General features: G+C 70.8%; 26 protein-coding genes and 2 tRNA genes. 13 read left to right on the top strand and 15 right to left on the bottom strand.

Annotation, left to right across the window (positions count from 1 at the left end; genetic code table 11):
- Positions 1-47 precede the first annotated feature (47 nt).
- From E3328_RS19890 to E3328_RS19910, 5 genes are all read right to left on the bottom strand, one after another.
- Positions 48-668 (bottom strand): DUF309 domain-containing protein, encoded by a 621-nt coding sequence (locus tag E3328_RS19890; protein ID WP_135366372.1) that lies wholly within the window; start codon positions 666-668, stop codon positions 48-50.
- 32 nt (positions 669-700) lie between these two features.
- Positions 701-1,201 (bottom strand): DUF6653 family protein, encoded by a 501-nt coding sequence (locus tag E3328_RS19895; protein WP_209452244.1) that lies wholly within the window; start codon positions 1,199-1,201, stop codon positions 701-703.
- Positions 1,202-1,261: 60 nt separating this feature from the next.
- Positions 1,262-1,747: a DUF6653 family protein gene (locus E3328_RS19900; protein ID WP_135366373.1), complete on the bottom strand. Its 486-nt coding sequence runs from the start codon at positions 1,745-1,747 to the stop codon at positions 1,262-1,264.
- A 46-nt stretch (positions 1,748-1,793) separates the two neighbouring features.
- Positions 1,794-2,168 carry a VOC family protein gene (locus E3328_RS19905; protein ID WP_167837493.1) on the bottom strand — a complete coding sequence of 125 codons (375 nt, stop codon included), beginning with the start codon at positions 2,166-2,168 and terminating at the stop codon, positions 1,794-1,796.
- Between the two features lie 103 nt (positions 2,169-2,271).
- On the bottom strand, positions 2,272-2,619 hold the full coding sequence (locus E3328_RS19910) for a cupin domain-containing protein (protein WP_135366375.1): 348 nt from the start codon (positions 2,617-2,619) through the stop codon (positions 2,272-2,274).
- Between the two features lie 163 nt (positions 2,620-2,782).
- Between E3328_RS19910 and E3328_RS19915 the strand changes: the two genes are divergently transcribed.
- Positions 2,783-3,502, top strand: a complete 720-nt coding sequence (locus tag E3328_RS19915) for a hypothetical protein (protein ID WP_135366376.1) — start codon at positions 2,783-2,785, stop codon at positions 3,500-3,502.
- Between the two features lie 54 nt (positions 3,503-3,556).
- Here the strand turns inward: E3328_RS19915 and E3328_RS19920 are convergent.
- Positions 3,557-3,629, bottom strand: a tRNA-Arg gene (locus E3328_RS19920).
- Between the two features lie 113 nt (positions 3,630-3,742).
- On the opposite strand from E3328_RS19920, the gene E3328_RS19925 reads away from it, so the two are divergent.
- From E3328_RS19925 to E3328_RS19945, 5 genes are all read left to right on the top strand, one after another.
- Entirely contained in the window at positions 3,743-4,399 is a 657-nt protein-coding gene (locus E3328_RS19925) for a RodZ family helix-turn-helix domain-containing protein (protein WP_135366377.1), read from the top strand.
- A gap of 688 nt (positions 4,400-5,087) precedes the next feature.
- The gene (locus E3328_RS19930) at positions 5,088-6,575 is read left to right on the top strand and encodes a single-stranded DNA binding protein (protein ID WP_135366378.1); all 1,488 of its coding nucleotides are present in this window, start codon (positions 5,088-5,090) and stop codon (positions 6,573-6,575) included.
- Between the two features lie 136 nt (positions 6,576-6,711).
- Entirely contained in the window at positions 6,712-7,149 is a 438-nt protein-coding gene (locus E3328_RS22775) for a histone (protein ID WP_135366379.1), read from the top strand.
- 4 nt (positions 7,150-7,153) lie between these two features.
- Positions 7,154-8,170, top strand: a complete 1,017-nt coding sequence (locus tag E3328_RS19940; RefSeq protein ID WP_135366380.1) for a histone deacetylase family protein — start codon at positions 7,154-7,156, stop codon at positions 8,168-8,170.
- A 271-nt stretch (positions 8,171-8,441) separates the two neighbouring features.
- Positions 8,442-8,621, top strand: a complete 180-nt coding sequence (locus tag E3328_RS19945; RefSeq protein ID WP_394345917.1) for a MarR family transcriptional regulator — start codon at positions 8,442-8,444, stop codon at positions 8,619-8,621.
- Positions 8,622-8,747: 126 nt separating this feature from the next.
- On the opposite strand, the gene cca is transcribed toward E3328_RS19945, so the two are convergent.
- Positions 8,748-10,127, bottom strand: coding sequence for a CCA tRNA nucleotidyltransferase (cca, locus tag E3328_RS19950; RefSeq protein ID WP_135366382.1), 1,380 nt, complete (start codon positions 10,125-10,127; stop codon positions 8,748-8,750).
- A gap of 146 nt (positions 10,128-10,273) precedes the next feature.
- On the opposite strand from cca, the gene E3328_RS19955 reads away from it, so the two are divergent.
- Positions 10,274-10,376 (top strand) — tRNA-Asn (locus E3328_RS19955).
- A gap of 49 nt (positions 10,377-10,425) precedes the next feature.
- Here E3328_RS19955 and E3328_RS19960 read toward each other — a convergent pair.
- The 3 genes from E3328_RS19960 to E3328_RS19970 form a co-directional block, all read right to left on the bottom strand.
- A complete protein-coding gene (locus tag E3328_RS19960; protein WP_135366383.1) occupies positions 10,426-11,223 on the bottom strand; it encodes a polysaccharide deacetylase family protein in 798 nt (265 codons plus the stop codon).
- A 125-nt stretch (positions 11,224-11,348) separates the two neighbouring features.
- The gene (locus tag E3328_RS19965; protein WP_135366384.1) at positions 11,349-12,926 is read right to left on the bottom strand and encodes a lipase maturation factor family protein; all 1,578 of its coding nucleotides are present in this window, start codon (positions 12,924-12,926) and stop codon (positions 11,349-11,351) included.
- A 90-nt stretch (positions 12,927-13,016) separates the two neighbouring features.
- Complete coding sequence (locus E3328_RS19970) at positions 13,017-13,214, bottom strand: hypothetical protein (RefSeq protein ID WP_135366385.1); 198 nt, start codon at positions 13,212-13,214, stop codon at positions 13,017-13,019.
- Between the two features lie 120 nt (positions 13,215-13,334).
- Between E3328_RS19970 and E3328_RS19975 the strand changes: the two genes are divergently transcribed.
- The 4 genes from E3328_RS19975 (at position 13,335) to E3328_RS19990 (ending at position 19,207) form a co-directional block, all read left to right on the top strand.
- Positions 13,335-14,234 (top strand): DUF7351 domain-containing protein, encoded by a 900-nt coding sequence (locus E3328_RS19975; protein ID WP_135366386.1) that lies wholly within the window; start codon positions 13,335-13,337, stop codon positions 14,232-14,234.
- A 154-nt stretch (positions 14,235-14,388) separates the two neighbouring features.
- A complete protein-coding gene (locus tag E3328_RS19980) occupies positions 14,389-15,750 on the top strand; it encodes an O-acetylhomoserine aminocarboxypropyltransferase/cysteine synthase family protein (RefSeq protein ID WP_246023064.1) in 1,362 nt (453 codons plus the stop codon).
- On the top strand, positions 15,751-16,962 hold the full coding sequence (gene metX, locus E3328_RS19985; RefSeq protein WP_135366387.1) for a homoserine O-acetyltransferase MetX: 1,212 nt from the start codon (positions 15,751-15,753) through the stop codon (positions 16,960-16,962).
- A 121-nt stretch (positions 16,963-17,083) separates the two neighbouring features.
- Positions 17,084-19,207 (top strand): hypothetical protein, encoded by a 2,124-nt coding sequence (locus E3328_RS19990; protein ID WP_135366388.1) that lies wholly within the window; start codon positions 17,084-17,086, stop codon positions 19,205-19,207.
- Here E3328_RS19990 and E3328_RS22245 read toward each other — a convergent pair.
- On the bottom strand, positions 19,204-19,344 hold the full coding sequence (locus E3328_RS22245) for a DUF7503 family protein (protein ID WP_167837494.1): 141 nt from the start codon (positions 19,342-19,344) through the stop codon (positions 19,204-19,206). The genes E3328_RS19990 and E3328_RS22245 overlap by 4 nt on opposite strands.
- A 248-nt stretch (positions 19,345-19,592) precedes the next feature.
- Here E3328_RS22245 and E3328_RS19995 point away from each other — a divergent pair, with 248 nt between their 5' ends.
- Both E3328_RS19995 and E3328_RS20000 read left to right on the top strand, forming a co-directional pair.
- A complete protein-coding gene (locus E3328_RS19995) occupies positions 19,593-20,195 on the top strand; it encodes a DUF7504 family protein (protein WP_135366389.1) in 603 nt (200 codons plus the stop codon).
- Positions 20,196-20,253: 58 nt separating this feature from the next.
- Positions 20,254-20,868, top strand: coding sequence for a hypothetical protein (locus E3328_RS20000; protein WP_135366390.1), 615 nt, complete (start codon positions 20,254-20,256; stop codon positions 20,866-20,868).
- A 202-nt stretch (positions 20,869-21,070) separates the two neighbouring features.
- On the opposite strand, the gene E3328_RS20005 is transcribed toward E3328_RS20000, so the two are convergent.
- The 4 genes from E3328_RS20005 to cofH form a co-directional block, all read right to left on the bottom strand.
- Positions 21,071-21,727 carry a helix-turn-helix domain-containing protein gene (locus E3328_RS20005; RefSeq protein WP_167837495.1) on the bottom strand — a complete coding sequence of 219 codons (657 nt, stop codon included), beginning with the start codon at positions 21,725-21,727 and terminating at the stop codon, positions 21,071-21,073.
- A 252-nt stretch (positions 21,728-21,979) separates the two neighbouring features.
- Complete coding sequence (locus E3328_RS20010; protein WP_135366392.1) at positions 21,980-22,876, bottom strand: hypothetical protein; 897 nt, start codon at positions 22,874-22,876, stop codon at positions 21,980-21,982.
- A 95-nt stretch (positions 22,877-22,971) separates the two neighbouring features.
- On the bottom strand, positions 22,972-23,781 hold the full coding sequence (locus tag E3328_RS20015) for an MFS transporter (protein WP_135366393.1): 810 nt from the start codon (positions 23,779-23,781) through the stop codon (positions 22,972-22,974).
- A 121-nt stretch (positions 23,782-23,902) separates the two neighbouring features.
- A complete protein-coding gene (gene cofH / locus E3328_RS20020) occupies positions 23,903-25,306 on the bottom strand; it encodes a 7,8-didemethyl-8-hydroxy-5-deazariboflavin synthase subunit CofH (protein ID WP_135366394.1) in 1,404 nt (467 codons plus the stop codon).
- Between the last annotated feature and the right edge of the window lie 96 nt (positions 25,307-25,402).

Here is a 25,402-nt window from a genome sequence, read left to right on the forward strand (position 1 = left end):
GACTGCGATCGGTCGCGGGCGGCGTCGAACGGGGAGGGGTCGGCGGGTCACCGCTCGTCGAACAGCCCGTCCACGTCGGACTCGCGGCGCTCCCGGCGGTCGACGTGCTCGGAGAGCCGCTGGGCGACGATCCCCCGGCTGTCGGGGTCGCGGACGAAATCCAGCAGGAAGGTGACGAACCGGCTGCCCTCCTCGCCCGCTTCGAGGTCCGCGCGAGCGTACTCGACGGCTCGCTCGACGGTGTCTTCGTCGTATCCCAGGTCCTCGGCGAGCACTTCGGCGGCCACCGCGGCCGACTCGAAGTCCAGGTCGGCGAGCGCGAGCGCCTCGCCCGCGCGGGTGAGCGCGGGGGCGGGCGCCCGCTCGATGCGCTCGGGGTCGCGGGCGAGGGCGGCGAGGTACTCGCGGACGCGGCCGACGTTCACGCCGCGGTAGTCGGCGGGGAGGTCGGCGAGGTACTCGCCGCCGCTCTCGGCGAGGCCGACGGCGCCCGACCAGTTGCGCTCGCGGGCGTGGTGGACGGCGGCGGTGAACTGGATGAGCCCGTGGAGAAAGCGCTCGTCGTCGCCCTCGTCGAGGGCGAGCCACTGCTCTTCCCAGGCGTCGTGGGCGGCGTGGTAGTGGCCGGCGTTGTAGACGGCGACGCCCGCCCGCAGCTGCGCGTCCATGGGCACGGGTCGGGCCGCCGGGGCGAAAACACCTACGGGCCGGCCTCGTCGGGGGCGTCGGCGTCGACGCCCCCCGTCGCGGTCGTCGCGGCGTCGTCCTCGTCCTCGGTTTCGGCCTCGTAGTGGCGGACGAGGGCGTTGACGAACGCGAACTTCAGCGCCATCGAGAGGGCGGTCAGGACGGCGGTCGACCGCGGTTTGCGGCGGTAGGCGGCGTACAGCGCGCCGACGGTCACGGGGAGCGTCGCGGCGTCGAGCGACCGGAGGACGGCGCCGTGTTTGCCGTGGTCGACCCAGTAGCGCTCGGCCTGGATCACGTCGCTGGTCCAGGCCTGCGCGTCGTCGGGCTGGGGGAGCACGACCGGGTTGACCGCGATGGCCGCGACCGCCGCGACCAGCAGCCGTCTGCGCCGCGTCAGGACGGCGTACACCAGCACCGGGAACGCGAACACGCGCGTCCACCCGCTCCAGGGGTTGGCGTGTCGTTCCCAGAGGAACTCTGCGAGTCGTTCCGATGGCACTGTGGTCGACACGTGAGCGATTTGGTAGCAGACCGCAATAAGCGTGGGGTCCGTCGGGCGACGGCGCGGCGGTCAGTCGCGGTCGCCGTCGCCCTCGCCGTCGGTCGAGCCGCCGCGCTCGGCAGGCAGCGCGTCCAGGTCGCCCTCGTAGCGCCGGACCAGCGCGTCGACGAACGCGAGTTTCAGCGTCATCGCGAGCGCGCCCGCGACCGTGGCGCCGCCGGTGTCCTGGCGGGCGGCGGCGTAGACGGCGTACAGCGTCGCGGCGGCGTTTCCGACGTTGAGGAAGTGGAGCGCACCGAGGTCGTCGCCGGTCGCCCGCCAGCGCCGCTCGGCGAGGACCACCTTCGTCATCCACGCGTCGGCGTCGTCGGGTTTCGGGAAGAGGACCGGGTTGAACAGGGTGAACGCGACCGTCGCGGCGAGCAGCCGCCACCGGCGGTGGTACACCGCGTACAGCAGCGCCGGCAGCGTCAGCGTCCGCGACCACCCGCTCCAGGGATTGGCGTGGCGTTCCCAGAAGGCCCGCCCGGCTCGCGCTCGTATCGACTCGTCCATACCGCGAGTTCGCGGGCGGGCCCGAAAAGGGGCGGGGCCGCGCCGGCTACAGGTCCTCGACCAGTTCGATCCCCCAGCCCTCCGGGCCGGTGACGAACGCGACCCGGGAGTCGAACTCCTCCATCGTGATCGGCCCGTCGTCGACTCGCTCGTCGTCCAGGGATTCGACCGCGGCGTCCACGTCGTCGACGGTCAGCGCGACGTGCTCGAAGTCGCCCGTCTCGACGGGCCCGCCGGCCTCCACGAACTGGATGGCCGCGGGGTCGTCGGTGTCCGCGTCGGCGGGGTCGCCCACGAAGACGTTGCGCGTGCCGTCGTCGGTCTCGAACTCTCGCAGCACCTCGTAGCCCAGCAGGTCCGCGTAGAAGTCGACGCTCGCCTCCACGTCCTCGACGCGCAGCGCAGTGTGTCGGAGTGTCATCGGGCGGACCCTCGGAGGGAGGGGGGTTAAACGCTCCGCGACAGTGCCGGGAGCGTGCTGTCGGGGCATGCGGGGTACTCCGGAGCGGCGCTCGCGTCCGCGCTCACTCCTCGCGGTCGGTCCAGAAGTCGAACGAGCGCCCGGGGACGAAGATGTCGAGGCCGACGGCGGTCTCCTCGCCCTCGTTCGCCACGCGGTGGGACTCCCAGGGGTCGAGCCACACGGAGTCGTACCGTTCGAGGCGTTCGCTGGCCTCGTCGGTGTGGACGGTGAGTTCGCCGTCGAGGACGAGACACACCTGCCCGTTCTCGTGGTCGTGGGTCGGCGAGGAGTGACCGGGCGGCTTCTCGAACCACTCCAGGCTCACGTCGTCGTCGCCCGCCAGCGCGACGCGGCGCCACCCCTCCTCGGGCTCGTACGTCTCGGCGTCGTCGAAACTGACTCGCTCCATACCCCGAAGTCGGCCGCTCGCGACTAATCTCTGGGGGTGATCGGCTCACGCGACCGCACTGGTTCCCCGGCGCGTCCGCTCGAACCACTTAAACGATTCGCCCCACTGCCGACCGTGAAGCGCGGCTGTGGGGTATACCCCCTTCGGGCCTCTATCGGTAGGTATGACGGACGTAGACACCGTGCGCGATGTGGATCGACCGAACGCCGACGGACCGACCGAGGGGCGCGACCCCGTGCCGGCGGTGGCCGACTGGCTGCTCGGCCTCGTCGCCGGCGCTATCGGGCTCGTGCTGTCGGCGGTCGGGGTCGGACTGTACGCCCGCGTCGACCGGGCGCTGCTCACCGACTTCGTCACCAGCGAGGAGGTGGAGGTGAACGGACTGACGCCCGCGGAGGCCGTCACCGCCGGGGTGCCGTTCGTCGACTGGCTCGCGGCCGGGCTCGTCGTGACCGGACTGGTGCTGGTCGGCGCCGCCGCGGCGTTCGTCGTCGCGCGCCGGCGCACCCGCCGCCGGGTCGACCGCGAGGGCGGCACGACCGCGACCTTCCGGGCCTGTGCCGTCTACGGCGCCGCCGTGACGGCCCTGGTCTCGTTCGTTCCGGGGTCGGCCATCGCGGGCGGCAGCGCCGCGGCGTACCTCCTCGGCGACGACGACGCCGGCGTGCGCGTCGGCGCCGCCGCCGGCCTGGTCGGGTGGGCGCTGACCGCCCCGCTGCTCGTCTTCGTCGCCGGCGGGTTCCTCGCCGGCGCCGACGCGATCGGCCAGCTCGCCGGCGGCGCCGTCCTCGTCGGGATCATCGTCGCCGGCGAACTCCTGGCGCTGGCGATCAACGCCGCGCTCGGCGGCGTCGGCGGCTTCCTCGTCGGGAAGTTCGCCTGACGCCGCGACTCGACGGATGGACGCGGCGCTCCGGGAGTTGCGTCGGAGAGGAAACGTCCGGACGGCGATTTGAACGCCGGTCCCTGGCTCCGCAAGCCAAGAGGATAGTCCACTACCCTATCCGGACTCACTCCTACGTACCGCGGTTGATTGTAAAGGGGTTACGATCCGTCCGGGCAGTGTCAAAGGGTCGCTTGACCGTCGACAAGGCCCTTTATTTCGACGCGCCTCTCTCCGGTCGTGAAGCGACGCGCCCTCCTCCGCGGCCTCGGCGCCGCGGGCACGCTCGCCCTGACCGGCTGTCTGTCCGACGGATCGGGCGATCAGCCGACCGATACCGACGAACCAGTCGATACTCCGACCGACACGCCCGCCGGCGGTTCCACGGACACCGACCGGCCGGCGGCGACCCCGACCGACCGGAGCGACGACATCGTGACCGAACCGGACCCCGGCGGCACCGACGACCCGAGCGCCACGCCGAGCGACTCGCCGGCCGAGACGGCGAGCGAGACGCCCGACGGCGAGCCGTCGGCGACGCCCGGCGGCGTGACCGACTCGTCGCTCGACGTCACCGACAGCGGCTGTGGAACTCAGACCGACGAGGCCTCGGTCGACTTCGACGGGAGCGACGGGACGGTCACGGTGACCGGGACGACCTGGGGGTCGGACGCGTGTTACACGGCCGTCCTGTCGGACGTGCGTCTCGACGGCGGCACGGCGACCGTCGTCGTCGGCTCGGAGTCCGACGCCGGCACGGACACGATGTGCGCCCAGTGCATCACCGAGATCGACTACGAGGCGACGGTCGCGTTCGACGGCGCGCTCCCCCGGGAGGTCGTCGTGGTCCACGCCCACGACGGCGAGGACACGCGCGTCACCTCGACGACGCGATAGGGTCCGTCGGAGGTGGCTGTACCCGTCGGCACGTGGTGCAGGCTCCTCCCCGTGCTCGCTAGCTGGAATCAGTACCGCAGCCGACAGCAGGCGCTGAAAGCCCTCGCCGCGCTCGCGGTCGCTGAGCGACATACCCTCGCAGCCGTGCGGCCGCTTCGGGTAGGGGTCGCTCAGGCGACTGGCGGCGCGAGCGCGCCTCGCCCGTTCAGTCCGCCGGGAGAGCAAGCTCTCCCGAGCCCGCGCTCACACGTTCGCGTGGACGCCAGGGACGCACGGCGCCACAACCGCCCCGCACAGCACCGCAACGGGCCACGAGCCTCCCCAGCCGATTCGCGACACGCGAGTCGCGAATCCACCGTCGGAGCACGCTCCGACGAGCCTTCGTTCACACAGTTCACGAAGACCTCGCGCGGCTACCGTCGCGCGCACGAGAGCGCGCTCCAGCGCGCGCCGACCGCACCACACTGGACCGCCGTCCCCTCACGGCGGCTGACCGCATCGGCCGACCCTCGAACTTATACCGGAAGCCCGGACCACCTCGGGGTATGACCGCGACAGCGGCGAGGCGGCGGGTCAGCGCGCCGGTGCGGTCGGCGGGCCGGCCGGCCCCGAAATCGAGCGACGAGAGCGGGGTAGCGAGGCAACGACAACGCTTAAGCGGAGTGCAACCATGCCCAATGCTAGACTAATGGGAGCGATCGAGGAGGTCTACGCGGATCTCGATACGGACGTCTCCGAGGAGGAGTTCCGCGAGGCCGTCGAACAGAAGGTCGAGCAGATGGGCGGGCTCGCCGACGAGGAGACGGCGGCGATGCTGATCGCCCACGAGCTCAACGAAGGGGAGGTCGACACCGTCGCGGACATCGAACCGGGCATGGACGAGGTGAAGTTCCTCGCGAAGGTGGTCTCCATCGGCGAGTTACGCACGTTCGAACGCGACGGCGAGGACGAGGAGGGCCGCGTCGTCAACGTCGAGGCCGCCGACGAGACCGGCACTGTCCGGCTCGCCTTCTGGGACGAGCAGGCCGCCTCCGTCGCCGAGGGCCAGCTGGAGGAGGGACAGGTCCTCCGGATCGCCGGCCGGCCGAAGGACGGCTACAACGGCCTCGAAGTCTCCGTCGACAAGGCCGAACCGGACGAGGACGCCGAGATCGATGTCGACCTGGGGGAGGGGTCGACCGTCGACGCGCTGACGATGGGCCAGTCCGACGTGAACGTCCGGGGGATCGTCCTGGAGACGGAGTCGGTCCGCACGTTCGACCGCGACGACGGGACGGAGGGGAAGGTGGCGAACTTCCTGCTGGGCGACGAGACCGGGCGCGTGCGCGTGACGATGTGGGACGACCGGGCCGACCGCGCCGAGGAGCTGGAGCCCGGCACCGCGGTCGAGGTGGTCGACGGCTACGTCCGCGAGCGGGAGGGCGACCTGGAGCTGCACGTCGGTGACCGCGGCGCGGTCGACGAGATCGACGAGACCGTCGAGTTCACGCCGGAGGCAGACGCCATCGACGCCGTCGAGATGGACCAGGTGGTCGACCTGGCGGGCGTGGTGCGGTCGGCCGACCCCAAGCGCACGTTCGACCGCGACGACGGCTCGGAGGGGCAGGTCCGGAACATCCGCGTGCAGGACGACACGGGCGACATCCGGGTGGCGCTGTGGGGCGAGAAGGCGGACAAGGAGATCGCGCCCGGCGACGAGGTGTTCGTCGCCGACGCGGAGATCCAGGACGGCTGGCAGGACGACCTGGAGGCGTCGGCGGGCTGGCAGTCGACGGTGGTCGTCCTCGACGAGAACACCGAGGCGGGCTCGGCCGCGCCCTCGCCCGGCGGTGTGAGCGGCGACGACGGCGGGTCGGGCGGCTCCGAGTCCGCCGGCCTCGGTGCGTTCACCGGCGACGACGATGGCGACGACGGCGGCGAGACGGACGCGAGCAGCGCCAGCGCGTCGAGCGATGCGGGATCCGCGGGCGGAGGTGCCGACGGCGGCGCCGCGGCGGCCGCGGCCGAGGAAGTCGAGTTCACGGGGACGGTCGTCCAGACGGGCGATCCGGTGATCCTGGACGACGGCCAGGAGACGATGCAGGTCGAGACGGACGCGGCGCTGACGCTCGGGCAGGAAGTGACCGCCCGGGGCGCGATGGTCGACGACCGGCTGGACGCCGACGACGTGTTCTAGCGGGCCAGCGCCGCTCGCGGCCGTTCACGGCGTCGCTGTCGGAGCCGTGGGTGCGTGGCGCGGGCCTCGAACCGCTATCGATGGCCGAGAGCGGGTTTCGGAAACGCTTAAGGCCGGAACGACCGGCTTGTGTTCTATGAGCGTCGAGCTACCGTTCGCGCCGGTCGACACGATCATCCGGCGCAACGCCGGGAGTTTGCGGGTCAGCGCCGAGGCCGCCGAGGAACTCGCTCGTCGCATCCAGCGGCGGGGGGCCGAGCGGGCGGTCGAGGCGGCCGACGTCGCGACCGCGGACGGGCGGAAGACGCTGATGGCGTCGGACTTCGGGACCGAGCCCGCCGGGGACAAGGACGATCTGGAACTGCCGATCGCCCCGGTCGACCGCATCGCCCGCCTCGACATCGACGACTACCGGGTCTCGATGGACGCCCGCCTCGCGCTGGCGGCCGAGCTGGAGGGGTTCGCGGACGAGGTGGCCGCGGCGGCCGCGGACCTGGCGCGCCACGCCGACCGGCGGACCGTCAAGGCCGAGGACGTCGAGGCCTACTTTCGACTGAGCGAGTACTACGAGTGACCGCATGAACTTCGGCTACCGGGAGGCCTGTCTCGACCACGACACCGGCAAGCGCCACCCCGAGAGCCCCGACCGCCTGCGCGCCATCCGGCAGGGCCTCTCGGAGAGCCACGGCGTCAGGTACGTCTCCCCGGAGGACGCGACCGTCGAGCAGGTCGCGGCCGTCCACGACGCCGACTACGTCGACTCGGTCGAGGACTTCTGCGCCGACGGCGGCGGCGACTGGGACGCCGACACCGTCGCCGTCGAGGCCACCTGGGACGCCGCCCTGGCCGCCGCCGGCATGGCCAACTGGGTCGCCGACGAGGCGCTCGACGGCGCCGACGGGCGCGACACCCCCTTCGCACTCGGGCGGCCGCCGGGCCACCACGCCGTCTACGACGACGCGATGGGCTTCTGTTTCTTCAACAACGTCGCCGTCGCCGCCCAGCACGCCCTCGACTCGCTGGGCGCCGACCGCGTCGCTATCCTCGACTGGGACGTCCACCACGGCAACGGCACCCAGGACATCTTCGACGACCGCGGGGACGTGTTCTTCGTCTCCGTCCACGAGGACGGCATCTACCCCGGCACCGGCGACGCGAGCGAGACCGGGACCGGCGACGCCCGGGGGACGACGATGAACGTCCCGTTCCCGCCGGGGACGACCACCAGCGGCTACCTCGCCGCCGTCGACGACCTGATCCTCCCGGCGTTCGAGGCGTTCGACCCCGACCTGGTGCTCGTCTCCGCGGGCTTCGACGCCCACGAGCACGACCCCATCTCGCGGATGCGCGTCTCCACGGAGGGCTACGGCCTGCTCGCCGAGCGCGTCGACGCGTTCGCCGACCGCATCGGCGCCGGCCTCGGGTTCGTCCTCGAAGGCGGGTACGGGCTCGACACGCTGACAGAGAGCATCCGCACCGTCCACGAGGTGTTCGACGGCTACACCCCGGCCGAACCCGACGAGGACGTCCAGGACGCCGCTCGCCAGGTCATCGACGACGTGCGCGCCCAGGGGTTCGACCTCGTCGACGAGTGACCGCCCCGCGCGGAGCGAACTCTTCGGCGGACCGGCATCCGACTACTGTGGCACCCGCCGGTCTATCAGTCCAGCGAGGGACGAGCGACGCGCGAGTATCAGTCCGTGATCTGATGGGTACCGGCCTACACATCAACGCGCCGCGGAAACCTATACATGGGTGTGTGCGGAACCGTGCTGTTGGTGACCTTTCCCCGTGTGCTGTTGTACGGAACAAACGTATCGTGACTGGGAATCGAAACTCGACGATCTGACACCGAGCGCGAAGTTCGTGTACACGGTCCTCGAGTACGAAGGCCCACTGACCCAGAAGACGCTCGCCGAGGAGACCCGGCTCTCCCAGCGCAGCGTCCGCAGCGCGCTGTCGGACCTGACGGAGACGGGCCTCGTCGAGGAGCGGATCTACCCGGCGGACGCCCGCCAGCGGCTCTACGCTATCGACACCGAGTGACCCCGCCCGTCGGGGTCGGCCGTGTCGAGTGCTTTTATTCCGGCCCGGACAGGGAGCGGCCGCAGCCGCGAATCCGGGGGAACAGTTGCAGCGCGACCCCGGGGACCGGCCGCAGTCGCGCGCCCGTCAGGGCCGCGGGTCGAAGTACCGCGCCAGCTCGACGCCGAACTCGTCGGCGAGCGCGCCCACCGCCTCGCCCGATAGCACCGCATAGTTCTCCCGCATAGCCGTCTCGACCTGCGCGCCCAGCGCCACGTCGAAGACGGCGTCGCTCTCCAGCAGCCCGACGGCGGTCTCGAACTCGCGGGGCCGCTCGACGACGTAGCGGTCGCCGTCGAGGAACGGACCGTAGGTGCCAGCCGTCCCGTCGTCCGGCGCGGCGGGCTCGTCGGCGTAGGCGTCGTAGAACCCCCCGGCGTGGTCGCGGACGTGGACCGGCGGCCCCTCGTGGCGCTCGACGGCCGGCCGCTCGGCGACCGCGAGTTCGGCGAGGAAGACGACCGTCTCGTCGGCCCACGCGGCCGCCCGCAGCACGTCGAACCCCCGGCGGTCGAGCTCGCCGACGAGACCCTCCAGCGACCGGTCGAGCTGGGGGTACAGCTGGTCGTCGACGATGTCCGGAGCGTCGAACCGGATAGCGACCGGCGCGGTCCCGCGGCGCTCGACGGCGTCGACGACCGCCTCCGGGTCGAGCGGATCGGGGTCGTCGGGGACGAACAGGTCCTCCCGCGGGTCGGCGAGCAACTCGCGGGCGTAGTGCTGGAGTCGCGCGACCGCCTCCGCCGAGCAGACTGCTGCGACGTTGCGCTCGGGGTCGGTCGGGTCGATCACGACCAGCGGGTCGTCGAAGGATTCCTGTGCGTGGTTCTCGGGGTCGAACTCGACGGGCGGGTGCCAGTCGGCCGCGGCCGCGACGAACGGCCGGAAGCCGTCGTACTCGTGGACCAGGAGCTCGGTCAGATAGCCCGAAAAGCCCCGCGTCCGGAGGTCGCTCCCGTAGACGCCGATCCCCGTGAGGAACTGCTTGGCGACCCGCACCTCGCCCGCCAGGTCGGCGTCGATCCGGTCGGCGAGGTACTCGGTGTGGAAGGGGGTGCGGTCGACCGCCGACCGGGTCGCGGTGGCCTCGGCGACCGCGTAGCAGGGGACCAGGTCCACGTCGAACCCCTCGTAGGTCCCCTTGACGTAGGGGTGTTCGGCGAACTCCTCGTGGCCGTCCGGGAGGACCGCGTGGCCGACTTCGAGGCCGTACGATTCGAGGTCCGCGCGGTCGACGCCCGTCGGGAACGAGACGAACAGATCCACGTCGCGGTCGCCGGCCAGCCACGTGTCCCGGGCCGTCGACCCCACCTGGATCACCTCGGCGTCGACCGGCAGGTCCGCGACGGCCTCGCGGGCGCGCTCGCGCAGGTCCGCGACGACCCTATCGAGGCGCTCGCGCTCGTCGTCGTCGGGCGTCACCCGCTCGCGAACCCGTTCGACGACGGCGTCGAACTCGTCGCTCATGGCTCCGCGTTGTTCGGGGGCGGTGAAAACCGGTCCGGTGTGTCGCGAGGGGGAGCCCGTCGGTCGAATCGCCGTACGTGACTCCGTGTCGTGGCGAGGGCAAAGCGAAATCCCTATACAATAACTCCGGCTATGGTGGGATGCGTGCCGCCGTAGCTCAGTTGGTAGAGCACCTCGCTGTTAGGGTGCGCAGGGTACCTGCGTGCCGCAGACACGAGGTTGTCCCAGGTTCGAGTCCTGGCGGTGGCGTTTTCCACTTCGCCGCTCCGTTCGGTGAGTCGCTTCGCCGCGCGCTCGCTCAGACCGCCCGGCCGACGAGGCGGTCGGCGACGGAGCCGACGAACGTGCCGGCGTCGGAGAGGTCCCAGCGCACCTCCCAGAACGGGTTGGCGCCGTTGACCTGCGGGACCGCCTCCGGGTCGGTGTCCGCCGAGAGGTACTCGCGGCGGCCGCGGCCGGCGACCCCGATGTCGTGGGACTCGCGGACGAGTTCGGCCGCGTGTTCGTCGCAGCTGTTGTACGGGTAGCTGAATCGGTCGATGTCGACACCGAGCGCCCGTTCGAGGCGGCGCTTGGCGCCGACGATCTCCCGTTCGAGGCGGTCGGGCGGGACCTCGGCGAGCTTCGGGTGGGTCCGCGTGTGGTTGCCGATGGTGACCAGGTCCTCGTCGAGGAGCGCGAGGAGGTCCCCGCGGTCCATGTACTCGTAGTCGAAGCGGTCGTTGTGGGTGAACGACGGGTCGTCGATGGCGTCGGCGATCACGAAGACGGTCGCGGGCACCTCGTACTCGCGGAGGACGGGCACGACGTGCTCGGCGAAGTCGCGGTAGCCGTCCTCGAAGATGAGGGCGATCCGTTTCTCGTCGCTCGGCTCCCTCACCGCGGGGAGGTCGACGAGCTCGTAGTGCGTGTCGAGGTACTCGATGTCGCGGCGGAGGCGGTCGGGGGCGATGTCGTCGTGGAAGCCGCCGCCCACCGAGTGGTAGGCGACGATCTTGTTCGTGCCACGCGAGGACAGCGACTCCACGCCCGAGAAGTGACCGACGAAGGCGACGGTCCGCCACGCCCTGAGCAGCTGCGACTCGGAGACGAGCATACCGGTTGTGCAACCGACGGCCCCTTCGTTATGTTCGACCTGATACCGCTCGCGACCGGGTAATACGCCGCCTACGTGCGGGATACGTTCCGCGACGGCCGCGGACCCCGGCGGCGTGCGGTCTGTCACTCGGCGTCGGCGACCCGTGCGGTCTCGCTCGCCGCGGTGGGTCTGTCGTCGCGCTCCCGCTCGGGTTCGGGCACGTCCCAGCCGCGGCGCTGCAACTGGAGCCGGAACCGCGAGTCGTCGAGCGAGACGGGGCCGTAGTAGGTGCCGACGCGCTCGCGGCGCCACCACCGGCCGGTCTCGCGCAGTTCGCCGAGGTCGGTGAACTCGTAACGATACCGGAGCGCGCGGACGTGCTCCGGGGGTTCGTCGGGGAAGGGATCCGTCCGCAGCAGCGAGCGGGCGCCGTCGTCGCCGGCGAGTAGCTTCGCGAGGAAGTGGACGAACCACGGGTGGCGGGCCGGCGAGGGGGCCATCGCGGCGAACCACAGCTGCCAGTCCAGCCGGAGGTGATAGGGCGCCCACTGCGGGGGCAACCGCCCGGGGTCGGTGGGCTTGCCGGGGAACTCGTAGGTCTCCCACTCGGTGTCGTCGGTCACGACGGCGTCGTCGGTCCCCTGGACGACGATCTCGTAGCGGGTGCGGGTGATCGACCCGAACGCGCCGTAGGTGTTGACGAGATTGAGGGGGTCGAACGCGCGGTTCATCGCCTGCGACGAGGAGACCATGTTCCGGACCGGGTAGTAACTCAGCGCGGCGACGAGGACGACCAGCGCCGCGACGGCGACCTGGAACCACAGCGGGAGCGGTGCGAGCGCGCCGGGGTCGGGAACCGGGAGGGACAGGCCCGCGGGGAGCGCGCCGGCGACGACGGCGTCCGCGAAGAGGCTCCCGGCGAGGACGATGCTGAGAAACGAGAGGAAGGCGAAGTTGCCGGTCAGCATCAGCCAGAGGTGAAAGCCGACGGTGGCCAGGCCCGCGGCGGCGGCGACGCGGGGCGGGCCGAAGTAGAGGACGGGGACGAGGAGTTCGACGACGTGGTTGCAGAGCACCTCGACGCGGTGGAAGCGGTCGGGCAGGCGGTGGGCGACCCACGAGAGGGGGTTGGGCATCGGCTGGGTCTCGTAGTGGTAGTCCATGCAGGTGAGATCGCGCCAGCAGTCGTCGCCGCGGATCTTGATGAGGCCGGCGCCGAGCATGTTGCGGAACTCGACCCACCGGAAGAGGTAGACCACGACGGCCGGCGCGACGAGGTCGGGCGCGCCGAGGAAGATGGCGAGGAAGCCCGCCTCGCAGAGCATCGACTCCCAGCCGAAGCCGTAGAAGGTCCCGCCCGCGTTGACAAAGGAGAGGTACAGCGCCCACATCGCGGTCCAGACGGCGAGGTAGGCGCCGAGGCCGAACCGGCCGGGGAGGCCGAGAAGCGCCGCGGCGGCCAGCGCGACGCCGAGCCAGGCGCCGACGGCGAGCGCGCGGTCGCTGTCGAGGTAGTAGAACAGGGAGGGCTTCTCGCGGAACTCGTAGCGCTCGACGTACTGGCCGAGCGGGAGCAGGCCGTCCTCGCCGGCGAGGGGGCGGAACTGCCGCGCGGCGACGAGGAAGGCGACCAGGTACGTCGCGGCGATCCCCCGCTGGAGGAGCAGCCGGGCGACCTGGAACTCGCCGCCCCACGGCGCCCAGGCGTACCACGGTGCCATCGGTTCCCCGAGGGACGGCCAGCGCCATAAGCCGGACGGACGCGGCGGCGGGTGACGGACGCCCGACGACTCGCCGGCCGGTCGCCGCCGTCACGCCGAGCCGACGACCGTCGGCAGCGACACGCCCCGGTGGAAGACCAGCACGGCTGCGAGGGCGAACCCGGCGAGGGCGGACACGACGGTCTCGACGTAGATACCGAACGGCGCGCCGAGGGCGGGGAAGACGGCGAAGTTCAGGACGACGAGCGCCCCGAACCAGATGGCGGCGAAGTCACCGAAGCGGCCCATATCGACGGGGACCTGTCGGCGACACAAGTGCTTTCGGGCGGACGACCCCCGATGGGCCGCCGCGGCTCGCGCTCGCCCGAGAGACAGGGCTAAGTGGTCGGCCGCGCGATGTGTGTGGCGATGACCGACGCCTTCCAGGTCTCCGAGCGACGGTCGGTCCCGCCCGCCGAGGCGTTCTCCCTGCTGGGCAACGAACTGCGCGTCTCCATCCTGCTGGAACTCGGCGACGCCAAGGAGGGCAGCCAGCCCCGCCCGCTGCCGTTCGAGGAGCTTCGCCGGCGCTGTGACGTGTCCGACAGCGGCCGGTTCAACTACCACCTCCAGGAGCTGCTGGGGGTGTTCGTCAAGGAAAAGGACGAGGGCTACGGCCTGCTGTACCCCGGGGTCATCCTCTACCAGGCGATCAAGGCCGACAGCTTCACCGACCGGACGACCGTCGAGCCGTTCCCCGCCGACGCCGGGTGCGCCGAGTGTGACGGGCGGCTGGAGGCGACCTACCGCAACAGCATGCTCGTCGTGCGCTGTCCCGACTGCGGGGCGCTCGCGTTCAAGTACCACCTCCCGCCGGGCGCGATCCGGTCGAACGACCCCGACGCGGTGCTGTGGGCGGCGAACGTCTACGCGCGGCGGGACCTCATGACCGTCGCCGGCGACGTGTGTCCCACCTGCGCGAGCGAGATGTACCACGACGTGGTGCCCGACGACGAGAAGTCCAGCGAACTCGAACAGGCGATGCCGGGCCCGGCGGTCGTCCACCACTGCTCGTACTGCAAGAACTTCTTCTGCACCGACCTGCCCGAGGTCCTGACCTACCACCGCGACGTGTTGCCGTTCGTCGCGGCCAACGCCCCCGACCTGCTGACCGACCCGCTGTGGACCGTCGACGCCTGCGACCCCGACGACATCGCCGTGGCGGAGCGCGACCCGCTCCGCGTGACCGTCCCCGTCGAGGCGGGCGACGACCGCCTCGACGTGACCGTCGACCGCTCGCTGGCCGTCCTCGACACCGAGCGGGCGTGAGCCGCGACTGGGTCCTCTCTCTCACCTCCCGCCTACCCGACCGCTCCTCGCTCGCTGGCTCCGCGTCCGCCCACCTCCGCGTGGGAACCTCTCTCACTGAGATATTTGCCGTAACTCGTGGTTATAGATGTTTGGAGATATATGCACGACACACATGACCGATCCGTACGCCTTCGGGACTCGCTGCGTCCACGCCGGCCAGGCGGTCGATCCCGCGACAGGGGCGCGGGCGCCGCCGATCTACCAGACCACGTCGTACGTGTTCGAGGACGCGGACACGGCGGCCGACCGCTACGCGCTGGACGACGGGGGGAACGTCTACTCGCGGTTCGACAACCCGACCGTCTCGACGCTCGAACGCCGGCTCGCCGCGCTGGAGAACGGGACCGCCGCCGTCGCCACCGGCTCGGGGATGGCCGCCCTCGACGCCGCGACCTCGATCCTCGCTCGCTCGGGCGACAACGTCGTCACCGCCTCCTCCATCTACGGCGGCACCCACTCCTATCTCTCCAACATGGGCAGCCGCCGCGGGATCGAGACGCGCTTCGTCGACACGCTCGATCCGGACGCCTACGCCGAGGCCATCGACGACCGCACCGCCTACGTCCACTACGAGACCATCGGCAACCCCTCGCTGGTGACGCCCCCCATGGAAGAGATCGCCGCGGTCGCCCACGAGCGGGGCGTGCCCGTCTTCGTCGACAACACCTTCGGGACGCCGGCGCTGTGTAACCCGCTCGACCACGGCGCCGACATCGTCTGGGAGTCGACCACCAAGTGGATCCACGGCTCCGGGACGACGGTCGGGGGCGTCATCGTCGACGGCGGCTCCTTCCCCTGGGCGGAGTACCCCGAGAAGTTCCCCGAGCTGGGCGCGCCCAACGACGCCTTCGACGGCGTCACCTTCGCCGACCGCTTCGGCGACGAGGCCTTCGCCGTGGCCGCCCGCCAGCGCGCCGTCCGCTCGCTGGGCGACGGCCAGAAGCCCTTCGACGCCTGGGCGACCCTCCAGGGGACCGAGACGCTCGAACTCCGGATGGAGCGCCACTGCGAGAACGCCCAGCGCGTCGCCGAGTTCCTCGCCGACCACGACGGCGTCGAGTGGGTCACCTACCCCGGGCTCGACTCCCACGAGACCCACGACAACGCGGGCGAGTACCTGGCAGGCGGCTACGGCGGCATGGTCGCGTTCGGACTGACCGGGGGGTTCGAGGCCGGCAAGCGCTTCTGCGAGGAGACCGACCTCGCGCAGTTCCTCGCCAACATCGGCGACGCGAAGACGCTCGTCATCCACCCCGCCAGCACCACCCACGCCCAGCTCACGCCCGAGGAACAGCGCGCCAGCGGCGTCACGCCGGACCTGGTGCGCCTGTCGGTCGGCATCGAGGACGCCGCGGACATCCTCGCGGACATCGACGGCGCCATCGAGCGCGCGAACGCCGGCGCGAGCGGCGGCACCGACGGGGACGGCGGGACGGGCGCCGGCGACGGACCGACGAATCCGGGTGACTCGTAGATGGAGGTCGAACGGGACACCGTCTCGCTGGGCGAGTTCGAGTTCGAGTGCGGCCGCTCGATCCCCGAACTCGAAGTGGCCTACGAGGCCTACGGCGAGTTCACCGGCGACAACGCGGTGCTGGTCTGTCACGCGCTGACCGGCAGCGCCCACGTCGCCGGCCGCCACGCCGACGAGGGGACCGACGGCCAGGCCCGCGCCTGGTGGGACGACATCGTCGGCCCCGGCAAGGCCATCGACACCCGCGAGTACTACGTCCTCTGCGCCAACGTCCCGGGATCGTGTTACGGCACGACCGGCCCGGAGAGCACCAACCCCGAGACGGGCGAACCCTACGGGACCGACTTCCCAGCCGTCACCGTCACCGACTGGACCGACGCCCAGCGGCAGTTGCTCGACGAGCTCGGGATCCCGCACCTCCACGCGGTCGTCGGCGGGAGCGTCGGCGGCATGAACGTCATCGAGTGGGCCAAACAGCACCCCGACCACGTCGAGCGCATCGCCCCCATCGCCGCTGCGGCCCGGCTGGACGTGCAGTGTCTCGCCATGGACGCCATCGCCCGCCGCGCCATCACAACCGACGACGACTGGCAGGGCGGCGACTACTACGGCGAGGGCCCCGAGCCGACCGACGGGCTGGCGCTCGCCCGCCAGATCGGCCACGTCATGTACCTCTCGAAGGCCTCGATGGAGCAGAAGTTCGGCCGCCGGGCCGCCGGCCGCGACGCCGCCCGGTCGTTCCCGACCGACCCGGCAGCCGGCTTCTTCCCCTACCGCGACGTGGAGTCGTATCTCGACTACAACGCCGAGTCGTTCGTCGAGCGGTTCGACGCCAACTCCTACCTCTACCTGACGCGGGCGATGGACAACTACGACCTCTCGGCGGGCTTCGAGTCCGACGAGGACGCCCTGGCCGCCTTCGACGGCGAGGCGCTGGTGATGTCCTTCACCGCCGACTGGCACTTCACGCCCACCCAGGCGGAGGAGCTGGCCGACGCGCTCCGCGCGGCGGACGTGGCCGTCGCCCACCACCTCGTCGAGTCCGACCACGGCCACGACGCCTTCCTCGTCGAGCCGGAGAGCGTCGGGCCGCCGCTCTCGGACTTCCTCGCGGACGGCGTCGAGGGGACGGCCGTCACCGACACCGACGAGCCGCCCGAGGACGACGACCCCTCGTTCGCGCCCGTACACACCAGTCTCTTCTCGGATTGAGATGTTTTCGCGGCCAACAGGCTTTTTTCTCCCGGCCGCGTTCCCACGCCTATTCGCTCGCGCGGGCTGGGTGTGGGGTCCACCCCTACCACCGTGAGAGCCGACGGAGCCCTCCCTACCCATGAACGTCGACCCGGACGCAACCCGACCGCAGATCCGAGCGCACCCGAGCCGCGACGGCGTCCAGGTCGTCGACCCGATACAGGAGACCCAGTTCTCGCTGTTGACGACCGACGAGCCCGGTATCGACGACTGCGACCCCGACCGGTTCCACTTCCCGGCGGACGTCGGTGCGACCGTGCGGACCGCGGCCGTCGAGACGCCCTACTTCGTCCCGCTGTGGATCCGCGACCCGGCGGGCAACACCGTCGCGGAGGTCAACGACAGGGAGTCGGTGAGTCTCCCGCCCGGCCGGTACAACGTCGAACTGGCGACTACCCAGGTGAAACTGCAGTTCGCCGTCGACGGCGGGATCGAGGTCACGTCGATGGAGGACACCGTCCGACTCGCGCTCTCGGAGACCGACCGGATCCACGTCGGCGCGCGGTCGGTCCACGAACAGCCGGCGGCGACCGTGACGACCACGGACGACCCGTCGGACCTGATGACGGCGCTCTCGACGCTCGGGTCGGCGCTGAAGACGACCAGCTGTGAGCGCTCGTTCCCGTCGCTCCGCGGGCACCCGCCGCTCGTGGAACTCGGCGAGGAGCTGGACATCCCGAGTTCGATCGAGCGACCGGCGACCAGCGTCGGTATCGAGGTCCCGCCGATAGAGGAGTACATCTACCCCGTCGTCCCGCTGGCGTACTACACCGGAGCGCGGATCGAGTCCGGCCCGTCGCCGCGGATCGCCGGCGAGGGCTGGTCGTACCCGCTCGACGGCGACGACGGCTTCGAGGTCGAAGTCGAACGCGTCCTGAAACACGTGTTTCTCATGGACTGCGTCACCCGCACCGAGGGGTACTACGAGGTCGACCTCCACGAACGGGCCGAGGTCGAGTCGCGGGTCGACCTCGAGTTCGCCGAGGTGTACGAGCAGCCGCTCGCCGAGCAACTGCGGACGTATCTGGACGTGCCCTTCGACGCGGTGGCCGACGTGGTTCCCAAGTGGAAGCTCACCGCCGACGTCCGGCCCGACGCCGCGAACGTCAGCGCGCTCCCGTTCCTCGCGAACGAACTGGCCGTGGTCCGCTGTCCGAGCACGCCCCAGTCCCGCGACGAGGCCCTGGAGGAACTCACCGACCAGGTCGAGTCCTTTTTCAGGAACAATCCCGGTGCGCTCCGGCGGAGTGCCCGCCCGAAGACCCGCTCGGAGTCGTCCTCGACCGCGAGTCCGGAGATCTTCCGGCCGGACCCCGCGGACAGCATCGAACAGGCCTACGTCGGCGACGGGCTCCCTGTCGGCGCGAGCAAGATGACCGTCGACGCCTACTACCGGCGGCTGGACTTCGAGCCCACCACGGACCCGCAGATCGAGGTCGCCGTCGTCTGCAACGACCAGGAGATGACCGACGAGAACGTCGTCTCCGAGATCTACGGCACCCGCGACTGGATCGAGTTCGACATCGTGTTCCGGGAGCAGCTGACCGCGATGGAGATGCGCGAGCTCCTGCGCTCGGACGTGGACTTCCTACACTACATCGGCCACGTCGACGACGAGGGGCTCCGCTGTACCGACGGCTACCTCGACACCCGCCACCTCTCGGAGGTCAACGTCAGCGCGTTCCTGCTCAACGCCTGCGACTCCTACGAACAGGGCCGCGGTCTCGTCGACGCCGGCGCGATGGCCGGGATCGCGACCGTCACCGACATCGTCAACGAGGCCGCCACCTCCGTCGGCCGGACCGCCGCGAAACTGCTCAACCAGGGCTTCTCGCTCGCCGCGACGGTCTCGATAATCAAGGAGTACGAGCAGATCGGCCATCACTATCTCGTCGTCGGCGACGCGAGCGCGTCTATCGTCGAAAATCGGTCGGGGACTCCAAATAAAGCAGTGGTCGAAGAAACTGAAGCCGGGAGCTACGAGTTGAATCTATACGGTTATCCAACCCTGTCGACGCCTATGGGATCCATGTTCATTCCACAAATCGACGGGATACAGGCGTTTCGTCTAAACTCTGGGCTAATGGGATCGTACGTACTAGATCAATCCACCACTATCGAGTTCCTTCACAAACAGGACGTTCCGGTAGAAATCGACGGATCGCTTCGATGGAGTACGGACCTTACGAAAACCTCAATCTAGGGACCGGTCATGGTACCGCCATTTGCCGCCGCCACGCTCCCGACCTGCGAGAGCAGGAGCAGCGCGCTGAACATGACGCCGATCCATTTGGGGTTCTCTTCGAGGAATTCGCGGAGTCGCGTTGATTCTTGGCTCATAGCCAAGTGTTTATTCAGCCCGTCTGTGATTGAATTTATCTAAAAGTTCGGGATAAATTAACCGTTGTATTATCAGTATGTTCTAGAGAGATTTGCGAGCGATATTTCGACTGTAGAATCACTAACAGTAAGACGTTACGAAATCGGAGGGTCAGCGGGGTGTCAGAGAACGGCAACACTCATTGTCGTGTGGGTCGGGAGAGTCGATACGAGGCGATGCCGACCAATCCGCACGGGGGGAACGAACGGTGACCGTCGACAGCAGGGGCGGGGTAGATATCGGGGACGCGACGACGGTGCTGTTGCTGGCGCCGGCCGTCGGTGACCGCCCGACGGACGCCTGCGTGACCTTCCTGGACGGGCTCGACGACCGGGTCGACCGGGTCGTTCCGGTCACGATCACCGTCCCGGTCGGGGAGTGGATCGGCCAATGGGAGCGCGCGACCGACGGCGACCCCGCGCTCGGCACCTGCGTCGACGTGGACCGGACGACGCGGTCCGCGGCGGTCGCCGGCGACGACCGCCCGGTCCCGGTCGAGCGGGTGGTCGACCCGACGGACCTGGAGGCGGTCGGGCGCCGGGTCAGCGACGCCCTCCAGCGGGCCGACGAGGAGGGCGACCGCGCCGGCGTCGCGGTCCACTCGCTGACCGGGATCCTCGGTCACGTCGACGAACCGACCGCGTTCAAGTTCGTCTACACGCTCGGCGAAGTGGCCCGCCGCGTCGACGGCGTCGTCGTCTTCCACCTCGACCCGTCGGTCCACGACGGCGAGACCGTCGAGACGTTCCGCATCGTCTGCGACGCGGTCGTCGACGCCGACCGGGGTCGCTCGGCGTCGCCCGACTCCTGACGAAATCGAGGGACGGCAAAGGAGTGGCTCTTTATACCCTCCGCCCTTCGCGCCGGACATGGCCCCGGCACGGCATCTGGTCGTCGTCGCCGGTGGCGAGCCCGCGGCCACCGACGCGCTGGCGACGGCGCTTCGCGACGACGGCACCGTTCGGACGGCCTACAGCCCCGACGCTCTCCGCGAGAGCCTCGACGCCGAGGTCGACGTGGTGCTCGTCGACGTCGACCTGGTCGACGGCCCGATCGACCCCCTGTTGACGGACGTTCGCGCGCGCGAGTTCGACTGTCAGGTCGGGGTGTCGACGCCCGACCCGGAGCGGACGGCCGCGGAAACCGACGCCGCCGTCGACGCGGTCGTCGAACGCGACCGGGCGGCCGTTCGCGAGACGGTCCGGTGGCTCGCCGGGCGGGCGCGGTATCGAGCGCGCCTGGAGGAGTTCTACGACCTGTCCGAACGGCGAGCGGAGCTGACCGGCGCGGACGACGACGCGGCGCGCGACCGGCTCGACCGGCAGCTCGACCGGCTCCGGCGCGACCTCGCCGAGCTGTTCGACGACCTCGACGAGGGCTCGGCGTTCGACGCCGCGCTCGCGCCCGACGAGCGGGGCTTCGGACCCCGCGGGGACGGCGACATCGCTACCGACGATTCGAACGACCGCACCGACGGCGCGTGAGGACCCTGCCGGTAGCGGTCAGTACAGACCATCTTTTTCCCGGCGGGGTTTCCTCGGTCGCTCCGCTCCCTGCGGGGAACCCCGCCGGCAAAAACATGGGTGAAAAAGGCCACCTCCGCCGTCTCCGACGGCTCCGGTGGTCGAACCGCGCGCCACAGGCGCGCGGATGCCGACGGTAAGTACGCACGTTTCCCTCCTCGCACTACTCCCCGGCGACGAACCCGGAGAGGACGCGGGACTCGATCTTCCGGAGGTGTTCGCCGACGGTGGCGGGCGACACCCCGAGCTCCTCGGCCAGCCCCTCCTGGGTGGTCTCGCGGGGGTTCTCGTAGTAGCCGGCGCGCACGGCGGCCTCCAGCACCTCCCGCTGGCGGGCGGTCAGCCGGCCGAACAGCTGTCGGACGCCGGGGTCGTACTCGCCGGTCTCGACGACATCGATACTCACCTCCGCCGGGATCGGGTCGAAGGCCCCGGAGAAGGCGGCGGCGTCGCCGACGAGCGTGACCACCGTGGCGCCGTCGGGCTCGGACTCGATGGGCATCTCGACGATCAGGTCCGAACTGCGGCGGTACCGCAGGAGCCGCCGCGTCAGTTCGTCCAGTTCGAAGTGCGTGTACGCGAACCCGCGGTCGGCGCCCGTGGTCGTGTACTCGATGACGTACGGCGAGTCGGCGAGGACCTCGCTGTAGCGGTCGAGCCCCGACCGGACCTCCGACAGCGAGACGCCCGTGTCGCCGTCGATCAGCTCCAGCTGGTGGATCGGACCGGTCGTGACCGCCGGCTCGTCGGCCACGGCCGCCCCCAGCGGGTGGAACGCCTCGCCCTCGGCGTGGGTCGCCCGGACCGTCACGTAGCGCATACCGACCCCTGGACTCGCCGACGGAAAACTCCTACGTATAAAACAGCCTCGCATAACCGGCGACAGAAATAGGCCGGACGCGTCCGAACCGGCAGGTGCTGGACGGGCACGGTCACGGCGGCCCCGGGCGCTCGTCCCATCTGTCGCCCTGAATCGCTCGCCCTCTCCCGGGACCGCCGCTCCCTCGCTGACGCCGGGCCCGCCGCTGCCCCACTGACGCCGGACACGCTCCTGCCCACTGACACCCCGGAACTACCCCCCGTCGGTCCGCTCGTACTCGGCCCGGTCGTCGCGGCCGCGAACTCGTTCGCGAGCCGTGCCACCGGCGCGCGAGCCGTCCCCGCGGTCGGCGTCCAGTCCGGCGAGTTCGCGACCACTGTCGGCCCCGCCGGACCGGTCGGTGTTCGAGGTGACCGACGAGAGGCCGGCCTCGTAGGACTCGCCCGCTCCGCCGGGGGTTCCGGACGACGCACGTCCCCGGTCGGTCGCCCGTCCGCGACCGGGAACGAGCGACCGGAGGCGCTCGACGAATCCGGGGTCGGGGTCGGGAGCGGCCCGGTACTCGCTCCCCGCGCGCTCGACCGCTCCCCGGTCTCGCAGGCGGTCGAGCGCGGCGTCGACGGCCTCGTCGTCGGCGTCGACAGCGCCGGAACCCGCGTCGGCAGCGTCGCCGACCGCCTCCCGGAGTTCGCGTCGCGTCCGCGCCTGGTCCTCCAGCGCCGCCAGGACGGCACGGTCGGTCGGCCCCGTCCGGTCCGTCGCCGATCCCGCCCGGTCCGTCGCCGTCGACGGCCCGTCGCGGGCGGACTCGTGCGCTGCCAGGCCAGCCTTCGCCGCGCCGTACCCGCTCCTGACGCCGGCGAACAGGACGATGAACACGAGCGACGGGTCGCTCCCGAGCGCCAGCAGCGCCCCGGCCCCGCCGACCGCGGCGAGCGCCGACGCGGCCTCGGCGACCCACTCGCGAACGGCCCCCGCCGCTTCGGCGACGGTGGCCCCCTTCTCGGCGTGCAGGACCGCGAGGACGACCCCCAGTTCCGCGGCGGTCGCGTCCAGCGCGCCAGCGAACAGCCCCGCTGCCGCGACCACTGCGAGCACCCACCAGTGGTCGATCTCCGTGCGGAGGCTCTCTCGAACGGACGGCGACATCGCCGGCGGCTTCGACCTCCGCTCACTAGTTCTTGTCGACTCGAACGAACGTCCGCTCGGGCGAAGGCCTCCAGTCGCGGACTGGCCCCGGCCCGTCAGTCCGCGGACTCACGCTCGCGGTCCCGCTCGCTGGCGGGTGTGCCCGGGTCGCTCGCTCCCGGATCGTCCGCTCCCCGGTCGCGGTCGGCCCGGTCGTCGCGGCCGCGGGCGGCTTCCACCCGGTCGACCGGCCCCCGTTCCGAGTCGACACTGCCCTCGTCGTCGCTCCCGTCGCTGTCGAGTTCGAGCGTGAGCGGCCGGGCGATCCGCCGCGCGAGGCCGGCGATGCGGGCCGCGACTCCCCCGTCGTCGGCGTCGTCGATGCGGAACGCGCTCCCTTCGCGGGCGACGGCGCCGCGCGACCGGAGCTTCGCGAGCGCGGCGTCGACGGCCTCGTCGTCGGCGTCGAGCGCCTCCGACAGTTCCCGTCGCGTCCGCGGGCCGTCGTCCAGAACTTCGTGGACCCGCCGGCCGACGTAGTCGTGGTACACCTCGCGGCCGGTGGGCTCGTCCTCGGTCGCGCCCTCGTGGCGGACCGTCTGGACGGCGTCGGCGACGAACCACGCGCCGACCAGCAGGAAGGCGACCGGGAGCGCGACGAGCCCCGAATCGCCCAGCAGGAGCATGGCGGCGCCGCCGACCAGCGCGTAGACGCCGAACCCCGCGTTCCTGACCGACTGGCGCACGTCGTACACGTCGGTCACAAGTTCGGAGAGGCCGAAGACCGCCATCGAGACGGCCGTGGTCACGAACTGCGCGGGGGACGGGTCGAGCAGGTGCCAGAGGACGGCGCCGACGGCGATCCACTGGAGCGCGGGCCAGAAGCCCAGCCGGTCGCGGAGAGCTTCACGGAGGGTGTCCGCCATCGCCGTCGTGTTCGCCCACCGAACGGATAGACCCGTCGGAGCGCGCCAGCGAGCGCGGCCCCCGGCGGTCGGCGCTGGTCAGCGGCGGGCGCTCACCGCACTCCGGTCTTCCGCCGCCCGGTCAGTCGTCGGCGCTGGTCGGGTCGCCCGCGGCGTCGTCGGTCCACTCGGGGTCGACCAGCGGCGTCCCGTCGGCCTTCGGGCCGAGTTCGGGGCCGTGAGGGGCGTCGTCGGGGTCGATGCGGCGGCGCTGGCGGTAATCGGTCGACCGCTCCACGGGAACGCGACCGATCGCGTCGATCATCTCGACGTACTCGTCGAACGAGCGGAGCTCGCCGAACGACCCGCCCGCGCGCTTGGTGATCTCCTCGCTGAGGATCGTCCCCATGAAGTCGTCCGCGCCGCAGGAGAGCATCTTCAGCCCCTGCTCGTCGCCGTACTTCACCCACGATGACTGGATGTGGTCGATATTGTCGAGGAACAGCCGGGAGACCGCGATCAGCAGCTCGTCCTCGTCGGTGGTCGCGCCCGCTTCGACCATCCCCTCCTCGTACAGCGGTGTCTCCTGGTGGACGAAGGATAGGGGGACGAACTCCGTGATCGCGCCGGTCCGCTCCTGCAGTTCGCGGATCCGCTTCAGGTGGAGAACCCTGTGCATCTCGTTCTCGACGTGGCCGTACATGATGGTCGAGGTCACGTCGAGGCCGACGTTCGCCGCCGCCTCCATCGCTTCGAGCCACTCGTCCGTGCCGATCTTCCCGGGGCAGATCACGTCGCGGACCTCGTCGACGAGGATCTCCGCGGCCGTGCCGGGCACCGAGTCCAGCCCGGCCTCCTTCAGGCGGCCGTAGACCTCCTCGTAGGACCAGTCGGTGCCCCGCCGGCCGTGATAGGCTTCCTCGGGGGTCATCGAGTGGACGTGGACGCCGTCGACGCTCATCGCCCGGATCTGCTCGCAGTAGGTACCCGGGTCCACGTCGTACTCCGCGGGCGGCCGGTAGTTCAGGTCGCCGCGGTCGCTGGATTCGAGGATCGCCCGGTGTTCGTCGTCGAGCGCGAACGCGGGGTGGAGCCCGGAGACGGACGTGACCTCGTAGATGCCGCGTTCGACGGCCTCGCGGACGATCTCCCGCGATTCCGCGGGCCGTTTCGTGAACCCTCCGTGGTCCGCGTCGTTGGCCGACCGGAACTGCTCGGAGCGGTCCTTGAAGTTGCAGAACAGGCAGCCGGTGTTGCAGGCGGTGGTGACGTTGTTGTTGAGGTTGGCGACGAAGGTGACCTCCTCGCCGACCACCTCGGCGCGGCGCCGATCCGCGGCTTCGAGGACGAGTTCCTTCCGCTCGCGGTCGATTCCACTACTCCGGGTTCCGGTCGTCAGCAGCTCGACGCCGTCGGCGACCGTCAGTCGCTCGCCGGCCCGGGCCTTGGCCAGCGCGTTCTCGAACGACCCGTCGGTCTCGGGGACGCGGTCGAACCCGAATTCCCCGCGGGGCACGTTCGGGCGCGTCTCGGCGGCGTCTGTCATTGGCCCACAGCACAGCGCCCACCCGTATAAGCGGCCGGGAACCGGTCGATGGCCCCGCCGTCGGTGACGACGGGCGTCCGCGACGGCGACCGGCAC

Origin of the sequence: Halosimplex halophilum (genome assembly GCF_004698125.1) — an archaeon.
Lineage (GTDB): Archaea > Halobacteriota > Halobacteria > Halobacteriales > Haloarculaceae > Halosimplex > Halosimplex halophilum.

Excerpts from the sequence above, each read along its gene's own strand:
- E3328_RS22775 (WP_135366379.1), top strand. The coding sequence starts at position 6,712 with ATGAGCGTCGAGCTACCGTTCGCGCCGGTCGACACGATCATCCGGCGC.
- E3328_RS19890 (WP_135366372.1), bottom strand. The coding sequence starts at position 668 with ATGGACGCGCAGCTGCGGGCGGGCGTCGCCGTCTACAACGCCGGCCAC.
- metX (WP_135366387.1), top strand. The coding sequence starts at position 15,751 with ATGGAGGTCGAACGGGACACCGTCTCGCTGGGCGAGTTCGAGTTCGAG.
- cca (WP_135366382.1), bottom strand. The coding sequence starts at position 10,127 with ATGAGCGACGAGTTCGACGCCGTCGTCGAACGGGTTCGCGAGCGGGTG.
- E3328_RS19915 (WP_135366376.1), top strand. The coding sequence starts at position 2,783 with ATGACGGACGTAGACACCGTGCGCGATGTGGATCGACCGAACGCCGAC.
- E3328_RS20000 (WP_135366390.1), top strand. The coding sequence starts at position 20,254 with ATGGCCCCGGCACGGCATCTGGTCGTCGTCGCCGGTGGCGAGCCCGCG.
- E3328_RS19960 (WP_135366383.1), bottom strand. The coding sequence starts at position 11,223 with ATGCTCGTCTCCGAGTCGCAGCTGCTCAGGGCGTGGCGGACCGTCGCC.
- E3328_RS19910 (WP_135366375.1), bottom strand. The coding sequence starts at position 2,619 with ATGGAGCGAGTCAGTTTCGACGACGCCGAGACGTACGAGCCCGAGGAG.
- E3328_RS19965 (WP_135366384.1), bottom strand. The coding sequence starts at position 12,926 with ATGGCACCGTGGTACGCCTGGGCGCCGTGGGGCGGCGAGTTCCAGGTC.
- E3328_RS19905 (WP_167837493.1), bottom strand. The coding sequence starts at position 2,168 with ATGACACTCCGACACACTGCGCTGCGCGTCGAGGACGTGGAGGCGAGC.
- E3328_RS20015 (WP_135366393.1), bottom strand. The coding sequence starts at position 23,781 with ATGGCGGACACCCTCCGTGAAGCTCTCCGCGACCGGCTGGGCTTCTGG.
- E3328_RS20010 (WP_135366392.1), bottom strand. The coding sequence starts at position 22,876 with ATGTCGCCGTCCGTTCGAGAGAGCCTCCGCACGGAGATCGACCACTGG.
- E3328_RS22245 (WP_167837494.1), bottom strand. The coding sequence starts at position 19,344 with ATGAGCCAAGAATCAACGCGACTCCGCGAATTCCTCGAAGAGAACCCC.
- E3328_RS19980 (WP_246023064.1), top strand. The coding sequence starts at position 14,389 with ATGACCGATCCGTACGCCTTCGGGACTCGCTGCGTCCACGCCGGCCAG.
- cofH (WP_135366394.1), bottom strand. The coding sequence starts at position 25,306 with ATGACAGACGCCGCCGAGACGCGCCCGAACGTGCCCCGCGGGGAATTC.
- E3328_RS19940 (WP_135366380.1), top strand. The coding sequence starts at position 7,154 with ATGAACTTCGGCTACCGGGAGGCCTGTCTCGACCACGACACCGGCAAG.
- E3328_RS19900 (WP_135366373.1), bottom strand. The coding sequence starts at position 1,747 with ATGGACGAGTCGATACGAGCGCGAGCCGGGCGGGCCTTCTGGGAACGC.
- E3328_RS19970 (WP_135366385.1), bottom strand. The coding sequence starts at position 13,214 with ATGGGCCGCTTCGGTGACTTCGCCGCCATCTGGTTCGGGGCGCTCGTC.
- E3328_RS20005 (WP_167837495.1), bottom strand. The coding sequence starts at position 21,727 with ATGCGCTACGTGACGGTCCGGGCGACCCACGCCGAGGGCGAGGCGTTC.
- E3328_RS19990 (WP_135366388.1), top strand. The coding sequence starts at position 17,084 with ATGAACGTCGACCCGGACGCAACCCGACCGCAGATCCGAGCGCACCCG.
- E3328_RS19930 (WP_135366378.1), top strand. The coding sequence starts at position 5,088 with ATGGGAGCGATCGAGGAGGTCTACGCGGATCTCGATACGGACGTCTCC.
- E3328_RS19975 (WP_135366386.1), top strand. The coding sequence starts at position 13,335 with ATGACCGACGCCTTCCAGGTCTCCGAGCGACGGTCGGTCCCGCCCGCC.